The organism is Limnobacter alexandrii (assembly GCF_005871185.1).
In the GTDB taxonomy this organism is placed as follows: Bacteria; Pseudomonadota; Gammaproteobacteria; order Burkholderiales; family Burkholderiaceae_B; genus Limnobacter; species Limnobacter alexandrii.
The window spans coordinates 310,731-327,250 of record NZ_SWKN01000007.1; the positions used below are offsets into that span (position 1 = coordinate 310,731).

At 51.6% G+C, this 16,520-nt stretch carries 20 protein-coding genes; 5 read left to right on the top strand and 15 right to left on the bottom strand.

Annotation, left to right across the window (positions count from 1 at the left end; translation table 11 throughout):
- Positions 1-40: 40 nt before the first annotated feature.
- From FCS97_RS08785 to FCS97_RS08815, 7 genes are all read right to left on the bottom strand, one after another.
- Complete coding sequence (locus FCS97_RS08785) at positions 41-1,348, bottom strand: citrate synthase (RefSeq protein ID WP_138518070.1); 1,308 nt, start codon at positions 1,346-1,348, stop codon at positions 41-43.
- A 26-nt stretch (positions 1,349-1,374) separates the two neighbouring features.
- Positions 1,375-1,647 (bottom strand): FAD assembly factor SdhE, encoded by a 273-nt coding sequence (locus FCS97_RS08790; protein ID WP_138518071.1) that lies wholly within the window; start codon positions 1,645-1,647, stop codon positions 1,375-1,377.
- A 72-nt stretch (positions 1,648-1,719) separates the two neighbouring features.
- On the bottom strand, positions 1,720-2,436 hold the full coding sequence (locus FCS97_RS08795; RefSeq protein WP_105029332.1) for a succinate dehydrogenase iron-sulfur subunit: 717 nt from the start codon (positions 2,434-2,436) through the stop codon (positions 1,720-1,722).
- 22 nt (positions 2,437-2,458) lie between these two features.
- Positions 2,459-4,240 carry a succinate dehydrogenase flavoprotein subunit gene (gene sdhA / locus FCS97_RS08800; RefSeq protein ID WP_138518072.1) on the bottom strand — a complete coding sequence of 594 codons (1,782 nt, stop codon included), beginning with the start codon at positions 4,238-4,240 and terminating at the stop codon, positions 2,459-2,461.
- Positions 4,241-4,242: 2 nt separating this feature from the next.
- A complete protein-coding gene (gene sdhD, locus FCS97_RS08805) occupies positions 4,243-4,623 on the bottom strand; it encodes a succinate dehydrogenase, hydrophobic membrane anchor protein (protein WP_168427069.1) in 381 nt (126 codons plus the stop codon).
- Positions 4,623-5,036: a succinate dehydrogenase, cytochrome b556 subunit gene (sdhC, locus tag FCS97_RS08810; protein ID WP_138518073.1), complete on the bottom strand. Its 414-nt coding sequence runs from the start codon at positions 5,034-5,036 to the stop codon at positions 4,623-4,625. The genes sdhD and sdhC overlap by 1 nt, the downstream gene beginning before the upstream one ends.
- Positions 5,037-5,232: 196 nt before the next feature.
- Positions 5,233-5,961: a GntR family transcriptional regulator gene (locus FCS97_RS08815; RefSeq protein WP_246066196.1), complete on the bottom strand. Its 729-nt coding sequence runs from the start codon at positions 5,959-5,961 to the stop codon at positions 5,233-5,235.
- 160 nt (positions 5,962-6,121) lie between these two features.
- Here FCS97_RS08815 and FCS97_RS08820 point away from each other — a divergent pair, with 160 nt between their 5' ends.
- Both FCS97_RS08820 and FCS97_RS08825 read left to right on the top strand, forming a co-directional pair.
- Positions 6,122-7,108, top strand: a complete 987-nt coding sequence (locus FCS97_RS08820; protein ID WP_138518074.1) for a malate dehydrogenase — start codon at positions 6,122-6,124, stop codon at positions 7,106-7,108.
- A gap of 74 nt (positions 7,109-7,182) precedes the next feature.
- Positions 7,183-8,160, top strand: coding sequence for an HpcH/HpaI aldolase/citrate lyase family protein (locus FCS97_RS08825; RefSeq protein WP_138518075.1), 978 nt, complete (start codon positions 7,183-7,185; stop codon positions 8,158-8,160).
- On the opposite strand, the gene FCS97_RS08830 is transcribed toward FCS97_RS08825, so the two are convergent.
- The 3 genes from FCS97_RS08830 to FCS97_RS16540 are packed head-to-tail and all read right to left on the bottom strand — an operon-like array spanning position 8,157 to position 9,166.
- Positions 8,157-8,696 (bottom strand): DUF924 family protein, encoded by a 540-nt coding sequence (locus FCS97_RS08830; protein ID WP_171035255.1) that lies wholly within the window; start codon positions 8,694-8,696, stop codon positions 8,157-8,159. The genes FCS97_RS08825 and FCS97_RS08830 overlap by 4 nt on opposite strands.
- Before the next feature lie 14 nt (positions 8,697-8,710).
- Entirely contained in the window at positions 8,711-8,995 is a 285-nt protein-coding gene (locus FCS97_RS08835; protein ID WP_138518077.1) for a DUF1330 domain-containing protein, read from the bottom strand.
- Positions 8,996-9,010: 15 nt separating this feature from the next.
- Positions 9,011-9,166: a hypothetical protein gene (locus FCS97_RS16540; protein WP_171035237.1), complete on the bottom strand. Its 156-nt coding sequence runs from the start codon at positions 9,164-9,166 to the stop codon at positions 9,011-9,013.
- A 159-nt stretch (positions 9,167-9,325) separates the two neighbouring features.
- On the opposite strand from FCS97_RS16540, the gene FCS97_RS08840 reads away from it, so the two are divergent.
- Both FCS97_RS08840 and rlmF read left to right on the top strand, forming a co-directional pair.
- Positions 9,326-11,338: an AsmA family protein gene (locus FCS97_RS08840; RefSeq protein WP_138518078.1), complete on the top strand. Its 2,013-nt coding sequence runs from the start codon at positions 9,326-9,328 to the stop codon at positions 11,336-11,338.
- Entirely contained in the window at positions 11,335-12,243 is a 909-nt protein-coding gene (gene rlmF / locus FCS97_RS08845; RefSeq protein WP_171035238.1) for a 23S rRNA (adenine(1618)-N(6))-methyltransferase RlmF, read from the top strand. Before FCS97_RS08840 ends, rlmF begins: the two co-directional genes overlap by 4 nt.
- A gap of 3 nt (positions 12,244-12,246) precedes the next feature.
- On the opposite strand, the gene FCS97_RS08850 is transcribed toward rlmF, so the two are convergent.
- The 5 genes from FCS97_RS08850 to prpR form a co-directional block, all read right to left on the bottom strand.
- Positions 12,247-12,468, bottom strand: a complete 222-nt coding sequence (locus FCS97_RS08850) for a hypothetical protein (RefSeq protein WP_138518080.1) — start codon at positions 12,466-12,468, stop codon at positions 12,247-12,249.
- A 68-nt stretch (positions 12,469-12,536) separates the two neighbouring features.
- Entirely contained in the window at positions 12,537-13,019 is a 483-nt protein-coding gene (locus FCS97_RS08855) for an ABZJ_00895 family protein (RefSeq protein WP_212746463.1), read from the bottom strand.
- Between the two features lie 114 nt (positions 13,020-13,133).
- On the bottom strand, positions 13,134-13,292 hold the full coding sequence (locus FCS97_RS08860; protein WP_105029341.1) for a YqaE/Pmp3 family membrane protein: 159 nt from the start codon (positions 13,290-13,292) through the stop codon (positions 13,134-13,136).
- A gap of 98 nt (positions 13,293-13,390) precedes the next feature.
- Positions 13,391-13,798, bottom strand: coding sequence for an alternative ribosome rescue aminoacyl-tRNA hydrolase ArfB (gene arfB / locus FCS97_RS08865; RefSeq protein WP_138518082.1), 408 nt, complete (start codon positions 13,796-13,798; stop codon positions 13,391-13,393).
- A 4-nt stretch (positions 13,799-13,802) separates the two neighbouring features.
- Positions 13,803-15,398 carry a propionate catabolism operon regulatory protein PrpR gene (gene prpR, locus FCS97_RS08870; RefSeq protein ID WP_138518083.1) on the bottom strand — a complete coding sequence of 532 codons (1,596 nt, stop codon included), beginning with the start codon at positions 15,396-15,398 and terminating at the stop codon, positions 13,803-13,805.
- A gap of 195 nt (positions 15,399-15,593) precedes the next feature.
- On the opposite strand from prpR, the gene prpB reads away from it, so the two are divergent.
- Positions 15,594-16,475 (top strand): methylisocitrate lyase, encoded by an 882-nt coding sequence (gene prpB / locus FCS97_RS08875; RefSeq protein WP_138518084.1) that lies wholly within the window; start codon positions 15,594-15,596, stop codon positions 16,473-16,475.
- Positions 16,476-16,520 lie beyond the last annotated feature (45 nt).

Below are 16,520 nucleotides of genomic sequence, written 5' to 3' on the forward strand. Positions count from 1 at the left end.
CACCCGAGGGTGGCTTTTTGTTGTCCAGTCGAATCGAGATTTAGCGCTGATCGATGGGTTTCACGTTGCGGTGTGCTGCACCGTTGAACAGTTGACGTGGACGACCGATTTTGTACTCGGGGTCTGCAATCATTTCGTTCAACTGAGCAATCCAACCCACGGTGCGGGCCAGCGCGAAAATGGCCGTAAACAGTGGTACAGGAATACCGATCGCCTTTTGAACGATGCCTGAGTAGAAGTCCACGTTCGGGTACAACTTGCGCTTCACGAAGTATTCGTCTTCCAGCGCAATCTTTTCCAAGGCCATCGCAATCTTGAACAATGGGTCGTCGTGCAAGCCCAATTCATTCAATACTTCGTGGCAGGTTTCGCGCATCAGTTTCGCGCGGGGATCGTAGTTCTTGTACACGCGGTGACCAAAGCCCATCAGGCGAACGCCAGAGTCTTTGTCTTTCACCTTGGCAATGAAGTCGCCGATTTTCTCGACGCCACCGTTGGCTTGAATTTCTGTCAACATGTTCAGGCAGGCCTCGTTGGCGCCGCCATGAGACGGGCCCCACAGACATGCAACGCCAGCAGCAATCGCCGCGAAGGGGTTGGTGCCGGAAGAAGCACACAAACGAACTGTTGAAGTTGATGCGTTTTGCTCGTGATCCGCGTGCAAGATGAAAATGCGGTCCATGGCGCGCACCAGCACGTCGTTGACCTTGTATTCTTCGCAGGGGTTACCGAACATCATGCGCATGAAGTTGGCGGTGTAACCAAGTTCGTTCTTGGGATAAATGTTGGGTGCCCCGATGCCGTATTTGTAGGCCATGGCAACCAGGGTTGGCATTTTTGCAATCAAGCGGATTGCAGAAATATCGCGCTGGTTTTTATCCAACAGGTTCATCGAGTCTGGGTAAAAGGCAGACATACCGCCTACCAAACCAGTCATCACAGCCATGGGGTGTGCATCACGACGGAAACCGCGCAGGAAAAAGTTCATCTGGTCATTGACCATGGTGTGCTTGGTGACCAGGTCGTCAAATGTTGCTTTTTCGGCCACATTCGGCAATTCACCGTTCAGCAACAGGTAACACACATCCATGAAGTCACATTGCTGTGCCAGTTGCTCAATGGGGTAACCGCGATACAGCAACTCGCCTTTGTCACCGTCAATGTAGGTGATGGAGGAATTGCAAGACGCAGTGGACAGGAAGCCTGGATCGTAGGTGAATTTGCCGGTGGATCCGTACAGCTTGCGGATGTCGATCACATCGGGACCAATGGTGCCTTTGTGAATGGGAAATTCTACCGAAGGGGTGCCGTCAGTAAACGACAGCGTGGCCTTGTGTTCTGTGCTCATCGGATTTCCTTCTAATGGGATTGAAATTAAAGTTCTCGCATCATCTGGATTACCTTGCGCACCTCAGGTTTATCCAGATCCCCTTCCGGCTCTTTTCGGCCTAGGAACAGGTCAAGCAGGACGTTGTCGACTTCTTCGAACAGCACAGTCAATGCCTGCACGTCGTCGTTGGTCAATTCCATTTCATGCTTGTCGAAAAATCGTTCGATAATCAGGTCGTTTTCCAATAGGCCTCGCCTGGCGCGCCAGCGTAAACGGGCACGTTGAGTTGGATCCGCCTGATGACTCTGATTAGACATAAACTACAACAAAAAAAACGGGGTTTTGCAGTGCACAACCCCGATTTGAATAAAAAAATCCGAACAAGGGTTCTAGACGGCGCGACGCACCATCAATTCCTTGATCTTGCCAATTGCCTTTGTAGGATTCAAGCCTTTTGGACACACGTCCACACAGTTCATGATGGTGTGGCAGCGGAACAAACGGTATGGATCTTCCAAGTTGTCCAGACGCTCACCGGTGGTTTGATCGCGACTGTCAGCGATGAAACGATAGGCTTGCAACAAACCGGCAGGGCCGACGAACTTGTCAGGGTTCCACCAGAATGATGGGCAGCTGGTAGAACAGCATGCGCACAGGATACATTCGTACAGGCCATCCAGTTCTTCACGTTCTTCGGGCGACTGCAAGCGCTCCTTTTCAGGGGGAGGCGTGTCATTCACCAAATAGGGCTTGATTGAATGGTACTGCTTGAAAAACTGGGTCATGTCGACGATGAGGTCGCGAACAACAGGTAGGCCAGGCAGCGGCTTCAGCACGATAGGCTGTTTCAAGTCGCGCAAGTTGGTAATGCAAGCCAAACCATTTTTGCCGTTGATGTTCATGGCGTCCGAGCCACACACACCTTCACGGCATGAACGGCGATAGGCCAGTGACTCATCCACATCGCTCTTGATGCGCATCAACGCATCCAGCAACATTTTGTCGGTGGGCTCCAGCTCCACTTCCAGCTTTTGCATTTTCGGTGCTTCGCCGGTGTCGGGGTCGTAGCGATAAATCTCAAAACGTACGATTCTCTTTTCACTCATTTTCTGTACCTCGTAACCTTGATTAGAACGTCCGCTTTTTGGGCTGGAAGGTTTCAACTGTCATTGGCTTCAGGTTCACTGGCTTGTAGTCCAGGCGGTTGCCTTCGGAGTACCACAGGCTGTGACGCATCCACTTGTCATCATCACGCTCTGGGAAGTCACGGTGGGCGTGTGCACCACGGCTTTCTTCACGGGCAGCGGCAGACACCATGGTGGCCTTGGCAGTTTCCTGCAGGTTGGCCAGTTCCAGGGCTTCAACCAAGGCGGTGTTGAACACTTTGGATTTGTCTTTCAAGTGAATGTGCTCAGCTTGCGCGGCCAAGTCGTTGATCTTGGTCACGCCTGCTTCCATCAATTCAGTGGTACGGAACACGCCACAGTGGTACTGCATGCCCTTGCGAATGGCATCGGCCACCACACGGGTATTTTCACCACTGGTAGACGTCATCAACTTGTCAACACGCGCCATGGTGAGGTCAGTGCCATCAGCTGGCAATTCCTTGTGGCTACGGGCCTTCAAGTTGCTGTTCACAATGTGATTACCTGCCGCACGACCAAATACGATCAAGTCGAGCAAGGAGTTGGTACCCAAGCGGTTCGCGCCGTGTACGGACACGCAAGCACACTCGCCGATGGCGTACATGCCATTGATGATCTCGCTGGGGCCGCCCGGTACTTTGGGGGCTACAACCTGCCCATACACATTGGTGGGGATACCGCCCATTTGATAATGGATGGTTGGAACCACTGGAATCGGCTCTTTGATTGGGTCTACGTTGGCAAACTTGATCGCAATTTCGCGAATCGAGGGCAGACGCTTCATGATGGTGTCGGCGCCCAGGTGGTCTAGCTTCAACAACACATAATCTTTATTAGGACCACAACCACGGCCTTCCTTGATTTCCTGGTCCATTGAACGTGACACAAAGTCGCGTGGAGCCAAGTCTTTCAAGGTGGGTGCATAACGTTCCATGAAACGCTCGCCTTCGCTGTTCAGCAAGATGCCGCCTTCACCGCGAACGCCCTCGGTAACCAGCACACCGGCACCAGCTACACCTGTGGGGTGGAACTGCCAGAATTCCATGTCTTCCAGAGGAATGCCAGCGCGTGCTGCCATACCCATACCGTCACCTGTATTGATGAAGGCGTTGGTGGATGCGTCCCAAATGCGACCAGCACCACCAGTGGCAAATACGGTGGTTTTGGCTTCCAACACCATCATTTCGCCGGTTTCCATTTCAAGCGCTGTTACGCCCACCACGTCGCCGTCGGCGTCGCGGATGATGTCAAGCGCCATCCATTCAACAAAGAACTGAGTGCGGGCACGAACGTTGCGCTGATAAAGCGTGTGCAACAAGGCGTGGCCTGTGCGGTCGGCGGCCGCGCAAGCGCGCTGAACCGGCTTTTCACCGAAGTTGGCTGTGTGGCCACCAAATGGACGCTGGTAAATGGTGCCGTCGGGGTTGCGGTCAAACGGCATGCCAAAGTGCTCAAGTTCGTAAACCACTTTGGGGGCCTCACGACACATGAATTCGATTGCGTCCTGGTCACCCAGATAATCGGAACCTTTCACGGTGTCGAACATGTGCCAGTACCAGCTGTCGTCAGACATATTGCCCAGCGATGCACCAATACCACCCTGCGCAGCCACTGTGTGTGAGCGTGTGGGGAATACTTTGGACAGCACGGCTACATTCAGACCAGCCTCTGCCAACTGGAGCGAACAACGCATACCCGCGCCACCCGCACCTACAATTACCGCGTCGAATTTGCGACGTGGAAGGGAAGTTTTAACTGCAGTCACTTTTAGACCCTCCAGAGAATGTCAGCAGCGTAGCCGGCAGCACCGAGCAGCCACAACGCCGTAAAAACTTGCAATGTCAGACGAATGCCGGTGGGCTTGACGTAGTCCATCCAGATGTCGCGAATACCGATGTAGGCGTGATAGCACAGTGACAAAATGGCCAGCAGTGCAAGAATTTTGCCCAGGGGGAAAGACAATACGGTGAAATTGAAGAAACCAACCCACTTCACGTAATCGAGATCGGGTGTGAACAACACAGCCAGAAACAGGCCGATTGTGTAAACCGCCATGATGACCGCTGTAATGCGCTGCGCCACCCATTCTTTCAGGCCGTAATGTGCACCAACCACCAGGCGCTTGGAACCAATATTGTTACCCATGATTAAAACACTCCGAACAGTTTCAGACCGAACAAGGCGGTCAGGCTCAAACTGACAGCGAACACAATGCCCGCACTTTTGCTGGCGGCGTACTTTTCAGTGCCCATGTGCACATCTAGCGCCAGATAGCGGATACCGGCTGCAAAGTGATGCAGGTAAGACCAGATGAGGCCCAGCAACACGATTTTGACCAGCGGGCTGCTGACCAGTGATTGCATTTCGAGGAAAGTGAGTTCGGAAGTGATGCTTTTGTCAAAAAGCGGCAGGAGAATGACGGGAAGTGCCAAAAACAGCACGGCGCCACTGACGCGGTGCAAGATGGACAGTTTCCCGGCCAATGGCAGCCGGTACTTCAGAATTTGTGTGACATGTATGTTCCGGTACTCCGGACGTTTCTTCGCAACAGTGTTTGACATGCTCGAGTTCTTATAAAAGTGATTGGGAAACGGGCCGAAACCCTAAGCCTTTCGGCTTGAATCCTTTAAAAAAAACCAATATCGGACAACGATATATTTTGAACCAAATCGACCAAGGCTTAAAGCGGGAAGTTTTTGATTTTGAGCACCAAATGAAGCAAATGCATTCTTTTGCCCGCAAAAGACTTGTATCAATTCAATACAATTCATTCCTGTATGAAAACTTGTCGGTCAAGTACCATCCACGACGAAGCTCTACTGGTTTGTCAGCATACGTCATTGAAAGCCGCTCGACCAGCAACAAAGGTGTGCCTTCCTCAACCTGCAAAATGGCTGCGTGCTCGGCCTGGGCGCTGACCGCCTTGATGTGCTCGTTGGCCCGCAACATGCGCACATTGAAGCTGCTTTCAAGAAAGCCATACAGGGTGGAATTCCACTGCTGAAGCCGCTCGAGCGTAAGCCCCTTGTATTGGGAAGCAGGCAGCCAGATTTCGTCAAAAATGCGCGGCACGCCATCAAAACGCATGACACGCTTGACCACAAACACGGAGTCGCTGGGTTTGATATCAAGCAATTTGGCAATCTGGGAACTGGCGCGAACCCGCTCCACAGACAAATAGGTGGATTTGGGCTTCACGCCCGGCTCTTCATCGGCTGCGAGGCGCAAAAACCGGTACTCTGATTTGGCCTCGTTGTGCGTAGCAACAAAGGTGCCCCGCCCCTGCTTGCGATCCACCAGGTTTTCGGCGGCAAGTTCGTCAATGGCTTTGCGCACAGTGCCTTGGCTTACGCCATAGCGGACAGCAAGTTCGGTTTCAGACGGAATGAGTTCACCCGGCTTCCATTCGCCGTCTTGCAGGCTTTTCAGCAGCAAACCTTTGATTTGCTGATAAAGCGGGCTGAACGTTGGATTGACAGGTTGCAAATTGTGTCTCGATCTTGTCTTTTCGGATTATTGTGTATCTTATATCTTATAGAGGACTTTTAGAAGTTAATCCCCTCTAAACCACCAAGTTAGTCAACAAGGTGTCAGTGTTTGGCGCTAAACTATGGCCTTCGATTTTTAATCCTTTGGAGTGTTTGACATGACCAAACCCGCAATGCGAGTTGCCGTTACAGGCGCTGCCGGCCAAATCGGCTACAGCTTGTTGTTCCGTATCGCCAATGGCGACATGCTGGGCAAAGACCAGCCCGTGATTTTGCAGTTGCTGGACATTACCCCTGCCCTGCCCGCAGTGAAGGGTGTGGTCATGGAACTGGAAGATTGCGCATTCCCGTTGCTGCAAGGCGTGGTGATTACAGACGACCCAGCAACTGCCTTCAAAGACGTAGACGTTGCATTGTTGGTTGGCGCACGCCCACGCAGCAAAGGCATGGAACGCAAGGATTTGCTCGAAGCCAACGGCGCAATTTTCACAGTCCAGGGCAAAGCACTGAACGACAACGCCAAACGCAGCGTGAAAGTATTGGTTGTGGGCAACCCTGCCAACACCAACGCTTACATTGCTCAGCAGTCCGCACCCGATCTGGACCCGAACTGCTTTACTTCCATGCTGCGCCTGGACCACAACCGCGCATTGAGCCAAGTTGCTGCCAAAACCGGCAAGCCAGTTGCTTCAATCGAGAAGCTGGCAGTTTGGGGCAACCACTCACCCACCATGTACGCCGATTACCGCTTTGCAACAATCGACGGCGCATCAGTAAAAGACATGATCAATGACCAGGAATGGAACGCGAACACTTTCTTGCCAACTGTGGGCAAGCGTGGCGCTGCCATTATCGAAGCGCGTGGCTTGTCTTCTGCAGCCTCTGCTGCCAATGCTGCGATCGACCACGTTCGCGACTGGGTATTGGGCACCAACGGCAAGTGGGTCACCATGGGTATTCCTTCAGACGGTTCTTACGGCATTCCGGAAGGCACACAATTCGGCTTCCCAGTAACTTGCGCCAATGGCAAGTTTGAAATTGTGAAGGGTCTGGAGATTGATGCGTTCAGCCAAGAGCGCATCAACATTACCCTGAACGAACTGATGGAAGAACGCGAAGGCGTGAAGCACTTGCTGGGCAAGTAATTCGCAGGCAATTCGTGATAAAAAGAGCCAGCAGAGATGCTGGCTTTTTTTATTTGTACTGAGGGAAATACCGCGTGAAGAAGCACAACCTGGATTTGGCGACCATTTCCACCATTTTGTACAGCGAAGACCATGCGCAGGTGAACCTGCCGGTGTGTGACCACTACACAGGTCGCCCGAAATACTTTGAGAAAGCTTTGCAGATTCGTGCGGAGATTGGGGCCTGTTTCGACATCACGCTGGACTTGGAAGATGGTGCCGTGGTGGGCCAAGTGACAGAAATTGCCACATGGGCCGCTCAAAGCCTGGTTGATTTTTCTGCCCGATATGGTGGAGAAACGCGCAGACCAGGCGTACGACTTCACCCGGTGCAAGACCCAGCGTTTGAACAAGAACTACCTATTGTGCTGCGCGAAGGTGTGCCCTTGCCCGCCTACCTGATGCTGCCGAAGCCTGAGAACTTTGACGATGTGAAACTGGCGATTGGACGCATTCGAGAACAGTGTGCAAAGGCGGGTGTTGAACCCCCGCCTTTGCATGTGCTGATCGAAACCCATGGCGCATTGGCTGCGGTGCACAGCATCGCCGGACTGGAGGAAGTCGAGTCGCTTTCATTTGGCATTATGGATTTCATTTCCAGCCACCGCAGCGCCATTCCAAAAACAGCGCTGAACTCGCCAGGCCAATTCGAAAACCCCTTGGTGCGCCGGGCAAAATTAGAGATCTCTGCAGCCTGCCACCGATTTGGCAAGGTGCCCTCACACAACGTAACCCGTAACATTCGCCAACCGGAAATGGCAGCTGAAGATGCAGCGCGCGCGAAACGAGACTTTGGCTTCACACGCATGTGGAGCATTCACCCGGATCAAATTGTGCACATTGTGTCGGCCATGCTGCCCACCGACTCCGAGGTGGATGAGGCCGTACAGGTTTTGACTGAAGCGCAGAAAGCCGATTGGGGACCAATTCAAATCAAGGGTGAACTGCACGACCGGGCCAGCTACAGGTACTTTTTTGAGGTGCTGAATGCGAGATCGAATCGCGGCGCTTAAAAGGAAGACCCTGGCTGCGTGAGAAACTCCAGTTCTTCAGGGGTGGATTGACGATTCAGAATTTTGTTTCGGTGTGGGTAACGCCCGAAACGATCAATGATTTCCTTGTGCCTCAGTTCGAAGTTGTAGTTGTTTTCAGGCGCCCACTCCCGATACAAATGCTCCGCCTGAACATGAATGACTTTTGATTCGCTGTGCATGTAAGGCAACAACAAGAATGCGCACTCATCGGGGTTCAGATCATTCAATACGCCCTTGGCAACCGCTTCTTGTGCCAAAGCCAAGGCCATCGGGTCTTGGGCAAAGGCCGAAGGGGTGTTGCGGTACACATTTCGAGAAAACTGATCCAGAACAATGATTTCTGCAAGCCGACCTTTCGCGGAAGTGCGCCAGGAATAGAATTCACCCTGCGCGGCTTGCCGGAGTTGTTCGCCATAACGCAGACGAATTTGCTCATCAAACAAAGGGTCGGCAGACCACCAGGATTTCGGCTCGATGTCTTCGAACCAGAATTTCAATACGTCGGTGAATCGCAACTCAATCAATCGGGTCAGGCCTCATAAGAAGTCAACATGACATTGGCAGCAGCTTCACGCAGGGGAATCAAGGCTTGGTAGGCATCCGATTGGAACCAGCCGTGCGCTGCCTCAAGACTTGGAAAGCGAATAACAACAATGTCGTTGTATGCATTTTGAAGCGCCAAATTTTCGGCTTTCACGCCCCGGAAAACCAATTCAGCATTCCATGGAACAAGTGTACCGGGCACTTTGTCCCGGTACTGCTGCCATTTGAGCGGATCGATGATGCTGATTTGACCGACTACATATGCACCCACTGTGACAACCCTTACTTAACAATTGCCTTTCTTGGCTTGACCGGGAGGGCAATGACCACCGCCGTGGCCACCGTGACCACCTGGATCAACTACCACTGAGCCCGCTGGGGTGTACACTGCACAACTACTCAAGGCGAACATCAAGGCCATCATGGAAAACAATGTTTTCATGTTTCATACTTCCTGAATTAAAGAAATCAATCGAATTTTGATATTCCGTATAACGGGTACAACCCACTTAAGTTGACTGCCTCTCGCTAGTATGCGTTAACCACACGGGGAAGTGCGAAACCAGCACGACATTCTTGCACCAGAGAATCAGGACAACACTTGAAAAAAACACCAATTACCCAACAGCTTGATCAGCGAAAGCCTTTTCGAATGCTGGCATGGGCTTTACTTGCCTCGCTTGTTTTGGCTGTGGGCATATTTGAACTGATGGGATGGCCTTTTTTGGCCAAACCAGCCGAACAATGGTTAAGCAGAACACTTGAAAGAAACATTGAACTGACACAACAGGATGAAAACAACCCTGAATTTAAACTCAGGCTGATTGGTGGTGTAAGGCTGAAGATGGGGAATTTCGAAGTGGCCTCTCCCACCTGGAGCGAATCACCTTTCATGATTCGTGCAGAAAATGTATCCCTCGGCCTGCGTTATCGGGACCTCATCAAGTGGATCAACGCGCCTGAATCTGCAATCCGAATCAAGTCGCTCTCGGCCCAATCGCTGGATGGCCATTTCGAGCGCCTGAAAGACGGGCGCGCTTCCTGGCAGTTTGCCAAAAACGAACCAGACTCAACACCCGCCCTCGCCCCTGAGTTTGGTTTGCTGGCAATCGAGCAAGGCCTCGTGAAATATCGAGATGAACTTCTTGATCTTGATCTGAATGCGACCGTGAATTTGCAGGAAGGCGATGTTCAAGCCGATGCCCTGACAGCAACGGCGCGGGGTTTGTATCAAGGCAAGAAGCTGGACATCAAACTGAAATCAACAGGCGTGTTGCCTTGGGTGGCCAAACAAGCAGCGCCTATACCCGTTGAATTGAATGTGTCTTTGGGTAGGGCCCGATTGCACTTCAAGGGAAAAGCTGCTGACGCCTTGGGCATGCAGCAGCTTTCTGGGCAATTTGCCGTGAGCGGCTCTTCATTGGCTGCCGCAGGCGAGGCACTTGGAGTGACGTTGCCAAACACGCCGGCCTTTCGCACAGAAGGCAGCCTGGTTCGCGATGCCAGCAATTGGCAGGTCAACATAAACAACGCAATGATTGGCAACAGCCGCCTGAATGGAAATTTTGTGTATGACGGCGGGAAGAAACAACCATTGCTGACCGGGGAACTGAAAGGACCTTCTCTGGTGCTGGCTGACTTGGGGCCAACTGTGGGCGCACCGGCTGAAAAACAAGTTGCAACAGCCTCGGCCAAAGGCAGAGTGCTGCCGGACAAACCGTTCGACCTGCCTTCCCTGAGAGCAATGGATGCCGATGTAAAAATTGACATCGACAACCTGGATTTGGGCAGCGAAATATTGAAGCCACTTCGACCCTTGCGGGCACATCTGGCAGTGACTGAGGGCGTGCTGACTATTTCAAACATTGAAGCAAAAACTGCGAAGGGCCAGCTTGCAGGCGTTGTGCAATTGGATGGTCGAGAAGACCTTGCTGTGTGGGATGTGGACCTGAATTGGGCCAATGTACAGCTTGAACAATGGTTGAACATGCCCAGAGCGGGCAATGAACCACCCTATGTGACTGGCACCATGAACGGTGCAGCCAAACTGAAGGGACAAGGCCGCTCGACGGCTGAAATACTGGGGAGCCTGGCCGGCAACGTGCGAACACAAGTGCGCAACGGCACCATGTCGCATTTGATTGTTGAAGCGGCTGGCCTGGATGCTGCCGAAGCGCTTGGGGTCTGGTTTCGGGGCGATGACGTGTTGCAAATGACCTGTGCGTTTGCCGACCTGGATGCAAACAATGGCGTACTGCAGCCCAAGGTATTTGTGATTGACACACAAGACTCGGCAATGTGGGTGAATGGCAGCATTTCAATGAAAACAGAAGCCTTGAATTTGAGGGTGGTTGTAACACCCAAAGACTTTAGCCCGGTTAGCTTGCGCACGCCCTTGCTGATTACTGGCACCATGGGCTCGCCCGATGTGTCTCTTGAAAAAGGTCCGTTGGCTGGGAAAGTAGCGGGTGCCGTGTTGCTTTCGCTATTGAACCCATTTGCTGCCTTGATCCCGTTTGTGGACACTGGCACCCCGGATACGCTTGAAAATTCCAACAAAACAGGCTGCTACGATTTGGCAGCACGCAGCAAAGCACAGCGAGAAAAAAATTGACCAAGACACTTCACCCTAGAAACGCACATGGGGACGGCTATGATTTCGAGGCTTTGGTGTTGACCTACCCTGCCCTGAAAAAATATGTCAAGCCCAACAATCATGGTCGAGACTCCATTGATTTCGCCTTGCCTGCTGCCGTGAAGGCTTTGAATTGCGCGCTGCTGAAACACCATTACGGAATAGCTGGGTGGAACGTGCCGGAAGGGTATTTGTGCCCGCCCATTCCAGGCCGGGTGGATTACATTCACTACGCGGCGGATTTGCTTTCGAGCTGTGGAATCAAGGCAAGCGATTCAAGGCAGGTGAAGATGCTGGATATTGGCACCGGCGCCAATGGAATTTATTCATTGCTGGCAGCCAAGGTATATGGCTGGCACTGCACAGGCAGCGAGATTGATACTGTGAGTTTAAAGAACCTTGCTTCGGTGCTGGACAACAATGAAGAACTGAAACGTTTGATTGATTTGCGCCTGCAACGCGACAAGCGGAAAATATTTGAGGGCGTGATCAAGCCAGGGGAACGATTCGACCTGAGCGTGTGCAACCCGCCGTTTCACGCTTCGCAAAAAGAGGCCATGAAGAGCAATCAACGAAAGGTAAACAGTTTGGCCTTCAACCGTGGGGAAAAACCAGGTGCGAAAGCGCCCGCAGGTTTGAACTTTGGTGGACAAAAAAACGAATTGTGGTGCGAAGGCGGGGAAATTGGTTTTCTGCAAACCATGATCAATGAGAGTGCGCAATTTGGCAAACAGTGCAGGTGGTTTACCACGCTGGTGTCAAAGGCAGACAATGTGCCTCAAGCGAAATGGCACATGCGCAACGTGGGTGCGCGAGATATTCTTGAAGTTGAAATGGAACAAGGCAACAAGACCACGCGCATTGTAGCGTGGTCTTTTGCATAGCTGTTAGCGGCGTCGACCACCCACCAGCAGCAGGAAGGCCCCGGCAACAATTGCACCCACGCCAGCCCACATCGGCACATTGACCTCTTTTTCCTGATCCACTGTAATTTCCAGTGAACCGATTTTTGCTGCGGTGGATTCTTCGGTGTAGCTAAAGCCGCCGTAGGCCAAGCCCAAAGTGCCTGCAACAATCAATAGAATTCCAATCAGTTTCGTGGCTTGCATTTTTTGTTTTCCTGTGAGGTTTAGGTATTCAGTGTGTTAACGGCAGTCAAGGCCAAACGACATACACCCTAAAAATCTTGTGAGTGAGGTAATGAATTTGCTTTGGCCCTCAATGCAAGATGTACCTTGCAAGCGCACCAGCCAAATACAATGTTCAGTGCAATGTATGACACCACCATACCGCCAATTAATAAGGGCAACCAAAGAAGCAGTGGAAAGATTAACTGATCCGAATATACATCGCTTACATCCCTGCTTTCAATCAACAGCGGCACGATGACAAACACCACGAGAAGATACCAACCTGTAGACACCAGCATACAAGCAAGGCTTAGTCTGCGCTTTTCTTGAATAGAAGGTACTCGATCATTTTCTTTGACAAACTTGCTGACCACACCCATTGATGCCGATATCAGCATAATCATCTCGAGCGAAAAACCGAACTTAACGTCGCTCAAGAGTAGGACTAACGCAACGCAAAGAGTAGCGAAAAAGTAATAGGTGGCGAACAGACAGACATATCTTAAGACTCGGGGCTGCGCTAAATTCATAAACAGATTGCTCTAAACGTAGAAATATCGAGCAGTGAGTCTCAGACAAATAAAACCTCTTGGCAAATGAGTTAAATGATCACCCTCATTGCGGGTGATCCGATTCAAAAAAACCTACCGTTTAGCAATGATGTACACAGCGTGAACGATGCCTGGAATGTAGCCCAGCAAGGTCAGAATGATGTTGATCCAGAAATGCTTGCCCAGCCCTTCTTGCAAAAATACACCCAATGGTGGCAACAAAATTGCGATAAGAATTCGGATGAGATCCATTTAAACTCCTGAAAAAATAAAAAGTTAAGTAAGTACTACTCAGGCTAAGCGATGCTTCAAAGAGTAACGCAAAATTAAATCAATCGTGGACATGGCATTTATTCTTTTATTTTTCCCCTCAACGCCTTGACCTGCCCACGAATGCTTTTGCCTTCCAGTCTGCGACGTTTCGAACCCAAAGTTGGGCGAGTTTCGCGACGAACCTTGACTGGCTTGGCCACCTCGGCGATTAGTTCGTTTAGACGTGCAAGCGCTTCCACCCGGTTTTGTTCCTGGCTACGTGTGGTTTGAGCCTTGATGACGATTACACCTTCCTTGGTCAAACGCTGGTCTTGGAGGGCGAGTAATTTTTCCTGGATGTATTCAGGCAAGGACGATGAACGAATGTCAAAACGCAAATGAATGGCACTGGACACCTTGTTGACGTTCTGGCCGCCTGTGCCCTGGGCGCGAATGGCGGTAAATTCGACATCAGATTCGGTGAGCATGGGAGGTTTGTAGGTCATTGCGCTACACCCCTTTACCCAAGCGCCACACGGTTGACCTGCTGATGCCCAATCCCTCAGCCACTTTATTCACCTCACCGTTGGCCATATCCATGGCTTTGCGAACAATTGCGGCACGGTCACCTTTGGAACCCCTGCTGTAAGCCAAGGCGAGTTCGTTCATGGTATTCCCGCTTGGGCTTGCCTTTTGTTCCGACTGTGAGGCTGGCAGGTTCTGTTCAGCTGATTCAATCAAATCCGGAAACCAGCGGTGCCAGGATGAAAGATCATTTTCCTGCAACATCAATACCGCCGCCCTGCGGCACACATTTTTTAGCTGGCGAATATTACCGGGCCATGGCAGGGACTGAAGAACCGGCAAAGCCAGTTGAAGAAACGCATCAAACCGTGATTTGCTGACACGCACAGGTGTTGTGCGCAAAAAGTAACCTGCCAATTCACCGATGTCTTCGATACGCTCCCGCAATGGCGGAATCTGAATCAGCATTTCATTCAAACGGAAATACAAGTCTTCACGAAAGCGCCCTGCTTCAACCGCGCGCTGTAAGTTCACATTGCTGGCAGCAAGCAAACGAAAATCAACTTTGCGAGATGAGGCGGACCCGATGCGACGAACGGTGTTGTCCTCCAGAATTCTTAACAGCCGGGTTTGAAAGGCCAAGGGCATGTCACCAATTTCATCAAGAAACACGGTGCCGCCTTGCGCGCTTTCAAACATGCCGGCACGCCCACCTTTCACGGCCCCGGAAAACGCGCCCTCTTCATAACCAAACAACTCGCTTTCCAGCAGGCTTTCCGTGAGCGATGCGCAGTTTATGGCTACGAATGGTTTGCCTGCCCGGGGGCTGGCCGTATGAATGGATTGGGCGACCAATTCTTTGCCCACACCGGTTTCGCCTTGAATAAGCACAGAGAAATCAATGCTGCCGCACAAGCGAATGGTGTTGCGCAGTTTTTCGACAGCAAGGCTATTGCCGATGAGGTCTTGCTCGGTGTGATAAGTGTAGGCCTGACTGTTTCGGCGCACTCCGCCCGAGGCTTTGGCACCGGCAAGCCGAATGGCCTCCTCAAAGGCCTTCACCACACCCTGGCGGGAATAAATCAAAATGGCGTCCAATCCCATTTCCTGCGCAATCTCGGTCACCAGGCCCGACCCCACCACCACCTTGACACCCAACTGTGCCAACTCTCGTACTGCGCGGCGTGCATCTTCAGGTGTGCGGTAAGTGCGGGTATTCAAGGGCACATCAAAGGCGCGCGCGAACTGCACCAGCTCATCAAATGAATGTTCGTAACTGACCAAGCCCACCGCTGATGACGCTTTTCTGGCGGAGGCCAAGGCTTGCATCACATCAAAACCATCGGTGCGAATAATGACGAGCGGTGCTTCAAGCTGGTTTTGCAAGAATGCGCCATTCGACCCGGCTGCAACAAATACATCTGCCGTGTCGGTGTAATAGCGGTTGCGGGCATAAGCCAATGCGTCCTCATAGGCCTTGGGCACAAGCTCGATATTGGCTGAAGCAGCATAGTCTCGGGCAATTTCCCGCAGGGTACCCGCCAGCGCACTGATGCTGAACACGACAATTCTTGGTTTCATTTAAAACATACCCAATCAATTTTGAAACATAAAGAGGTTTCATTTTAAACAAAAAGGTTTCAAATGAACAGGATTATTTTCTATAAAATACTTTATATAATTCTTTCAAATTATTGTTTTATCGCATTTATTTTAATAACTCCCGGAACTGGCACGAACCCTGCACTACACAAGAAATACAACAAGGAGAACACCATGACCCAAAATTCTGCAGGCGCCCGTTTTCGCCAGGCTGTAAAAGAAGAACAACCCTTGCAAGTGATCGGTGCCATCAACGCCAACCACGCCCTGCTGGCCAAGCGCGCTGGGTTTAAGGCCATTTACTTGAGCGGTGGCGGCGTGGCCGCTGGTTCACTGGGCCTGCCCGACTTGGGCATTTCAGGCCTGGACGATGTACTGACAGACGTACGCCGCATCACTGATGTATGCGACACCCCCCTACTGGTTGACGTTGACACAGGTTTTGGATCATCAGCCTTCAACATTGCCCGCACCACCAAGGCCATGATGAAAGCTGGTGCAGCAGCCATGCACATTGAAGACCAAGTGGGCGCCAAGCGCTGTGGCCACCGCCCAGGCAAAGCGATTGTGACGCAGGCTGAAATGGTCGATCGCATCAAAGCTGCCGTAGATGCGCGCGGCTCAGACGACTTCGTAATCATGGCCCGCACAGATGCATTGGCAGTAGAGGGTTTGCAATCAGCGATTGACCGTGCCTGCGCTTGCGTAGAAGCCGGTGCCGACATGATCTTCCCTGAAGCCATGACTGAACTAAGCATGTACCAACAGTTTGTTGATGCGGTGAAAGTGCCTGTGCTGGCCAACATCACTGAGTTTGGCTCTACTCCGCTGTTCACAACCGAAGAACTGAAAGGTGTGGGTGTGGGCCTGGTGTTGTACCCATTGAGTGCTTTCCGCGCGATGAACAAAGCCGCACAGAATGTGTATGAGGCTGTACGCCGCGACGGTACCCAAAAGAATGTGTTGGACACCATGCAAACTCGCATGGAGCTGTATGACAGCATTGGCTACCATGATTTTGAACAGAAACTGGACGCCTTGTTTCAGCAGAAATAACTTGAAGAAAACACAATAAACAATTGTTATAAATAATTTATTTTA

Bases quoted from the DNA above. Each gene is read 5' to 3' on its own strand.
- FCS97_RS16540 (WP_171035237.1), bottom strand. From the start codon at position 9,166: ATGAAAACATTGTTTTCCATGATGGCCTTGATGTTCGCCTTGAGTAGT.
- FCS97_RS08785 (WP_138518070.1), bottom strand. From the start codon at position 1,348: ATGAGCACAGAACACAAGGCCACGCTGTCGTTTACTGACGGCACCCCT.
- prpR (WP_138518083.1), bottom strand. From the start codon at position 15,398: ATGAAACCAAGAATTGTCGTGTTCAGCATCAGTGCGCTGGCGGGTACC.
- FCS97_RS08850 (WP_138518080.1), bottom strand. From the start codon at position 12,468: ATGCAAGCCACGAAACTGATTGGAATTCTATTGATTGTTGCAGGCACT.
- FCS97_RS08790 (WP_138518071.1), bottom strand. From the start codon at position 1,647: ATGTCTAATCAGAGTCATCAGGCGGATCCAACTCAACGTGCCCGTTTA.
- FCS97_RS08820 (WP_138518074.1), top strand. From the start codon at position 6,122: ATGACCAAACCCGCAATGCGAGTTGCCGTTACAGGCGCTGCCGGCCAA.
- FCS97_RS08795 (WP_105029332.1), bottom strand. From the start codon at position 2,436: ATGAGTGAAAAGAGAATCGTACGTTTTGAGATTTATCGCTACGACCCC.
- FCS97_RS08855 (WP_212746463.1), bottom strand. From the start codon at position 13,019: ATGAATTTAGCGCAGCCCCGAGTCTTAAGATATGTCTGTCTGTTCGCC.
- FCS97_RS08860 (WP_105029341.1), bottom strand. From the start codon at position 13,292: ATGGATCTCATCCGAATTCTTATCGCAATTTTGTTGCCACCATTGGGT.
- prpB (WP_138518084.1), top strand. From the start codon at position 15,594: ATGACCCAAAATTCTGCAGGCGCCCGTTTTCGCCAGGCTGTAAAAGAA.
- arfB (WP_138518082.1), bottom strand. From the start codon at position 13,798: ATGACCTACAAACCTCCCATGCTCACCGAATCTGATGTCGAATTTACC.
- sdhC (WP_138518073.1), bottom strand. From the start codon at position 5,036: ATGTCAAACACTGTTGCGAAGAAACGTCCGGAGTACCGGAACATACAT.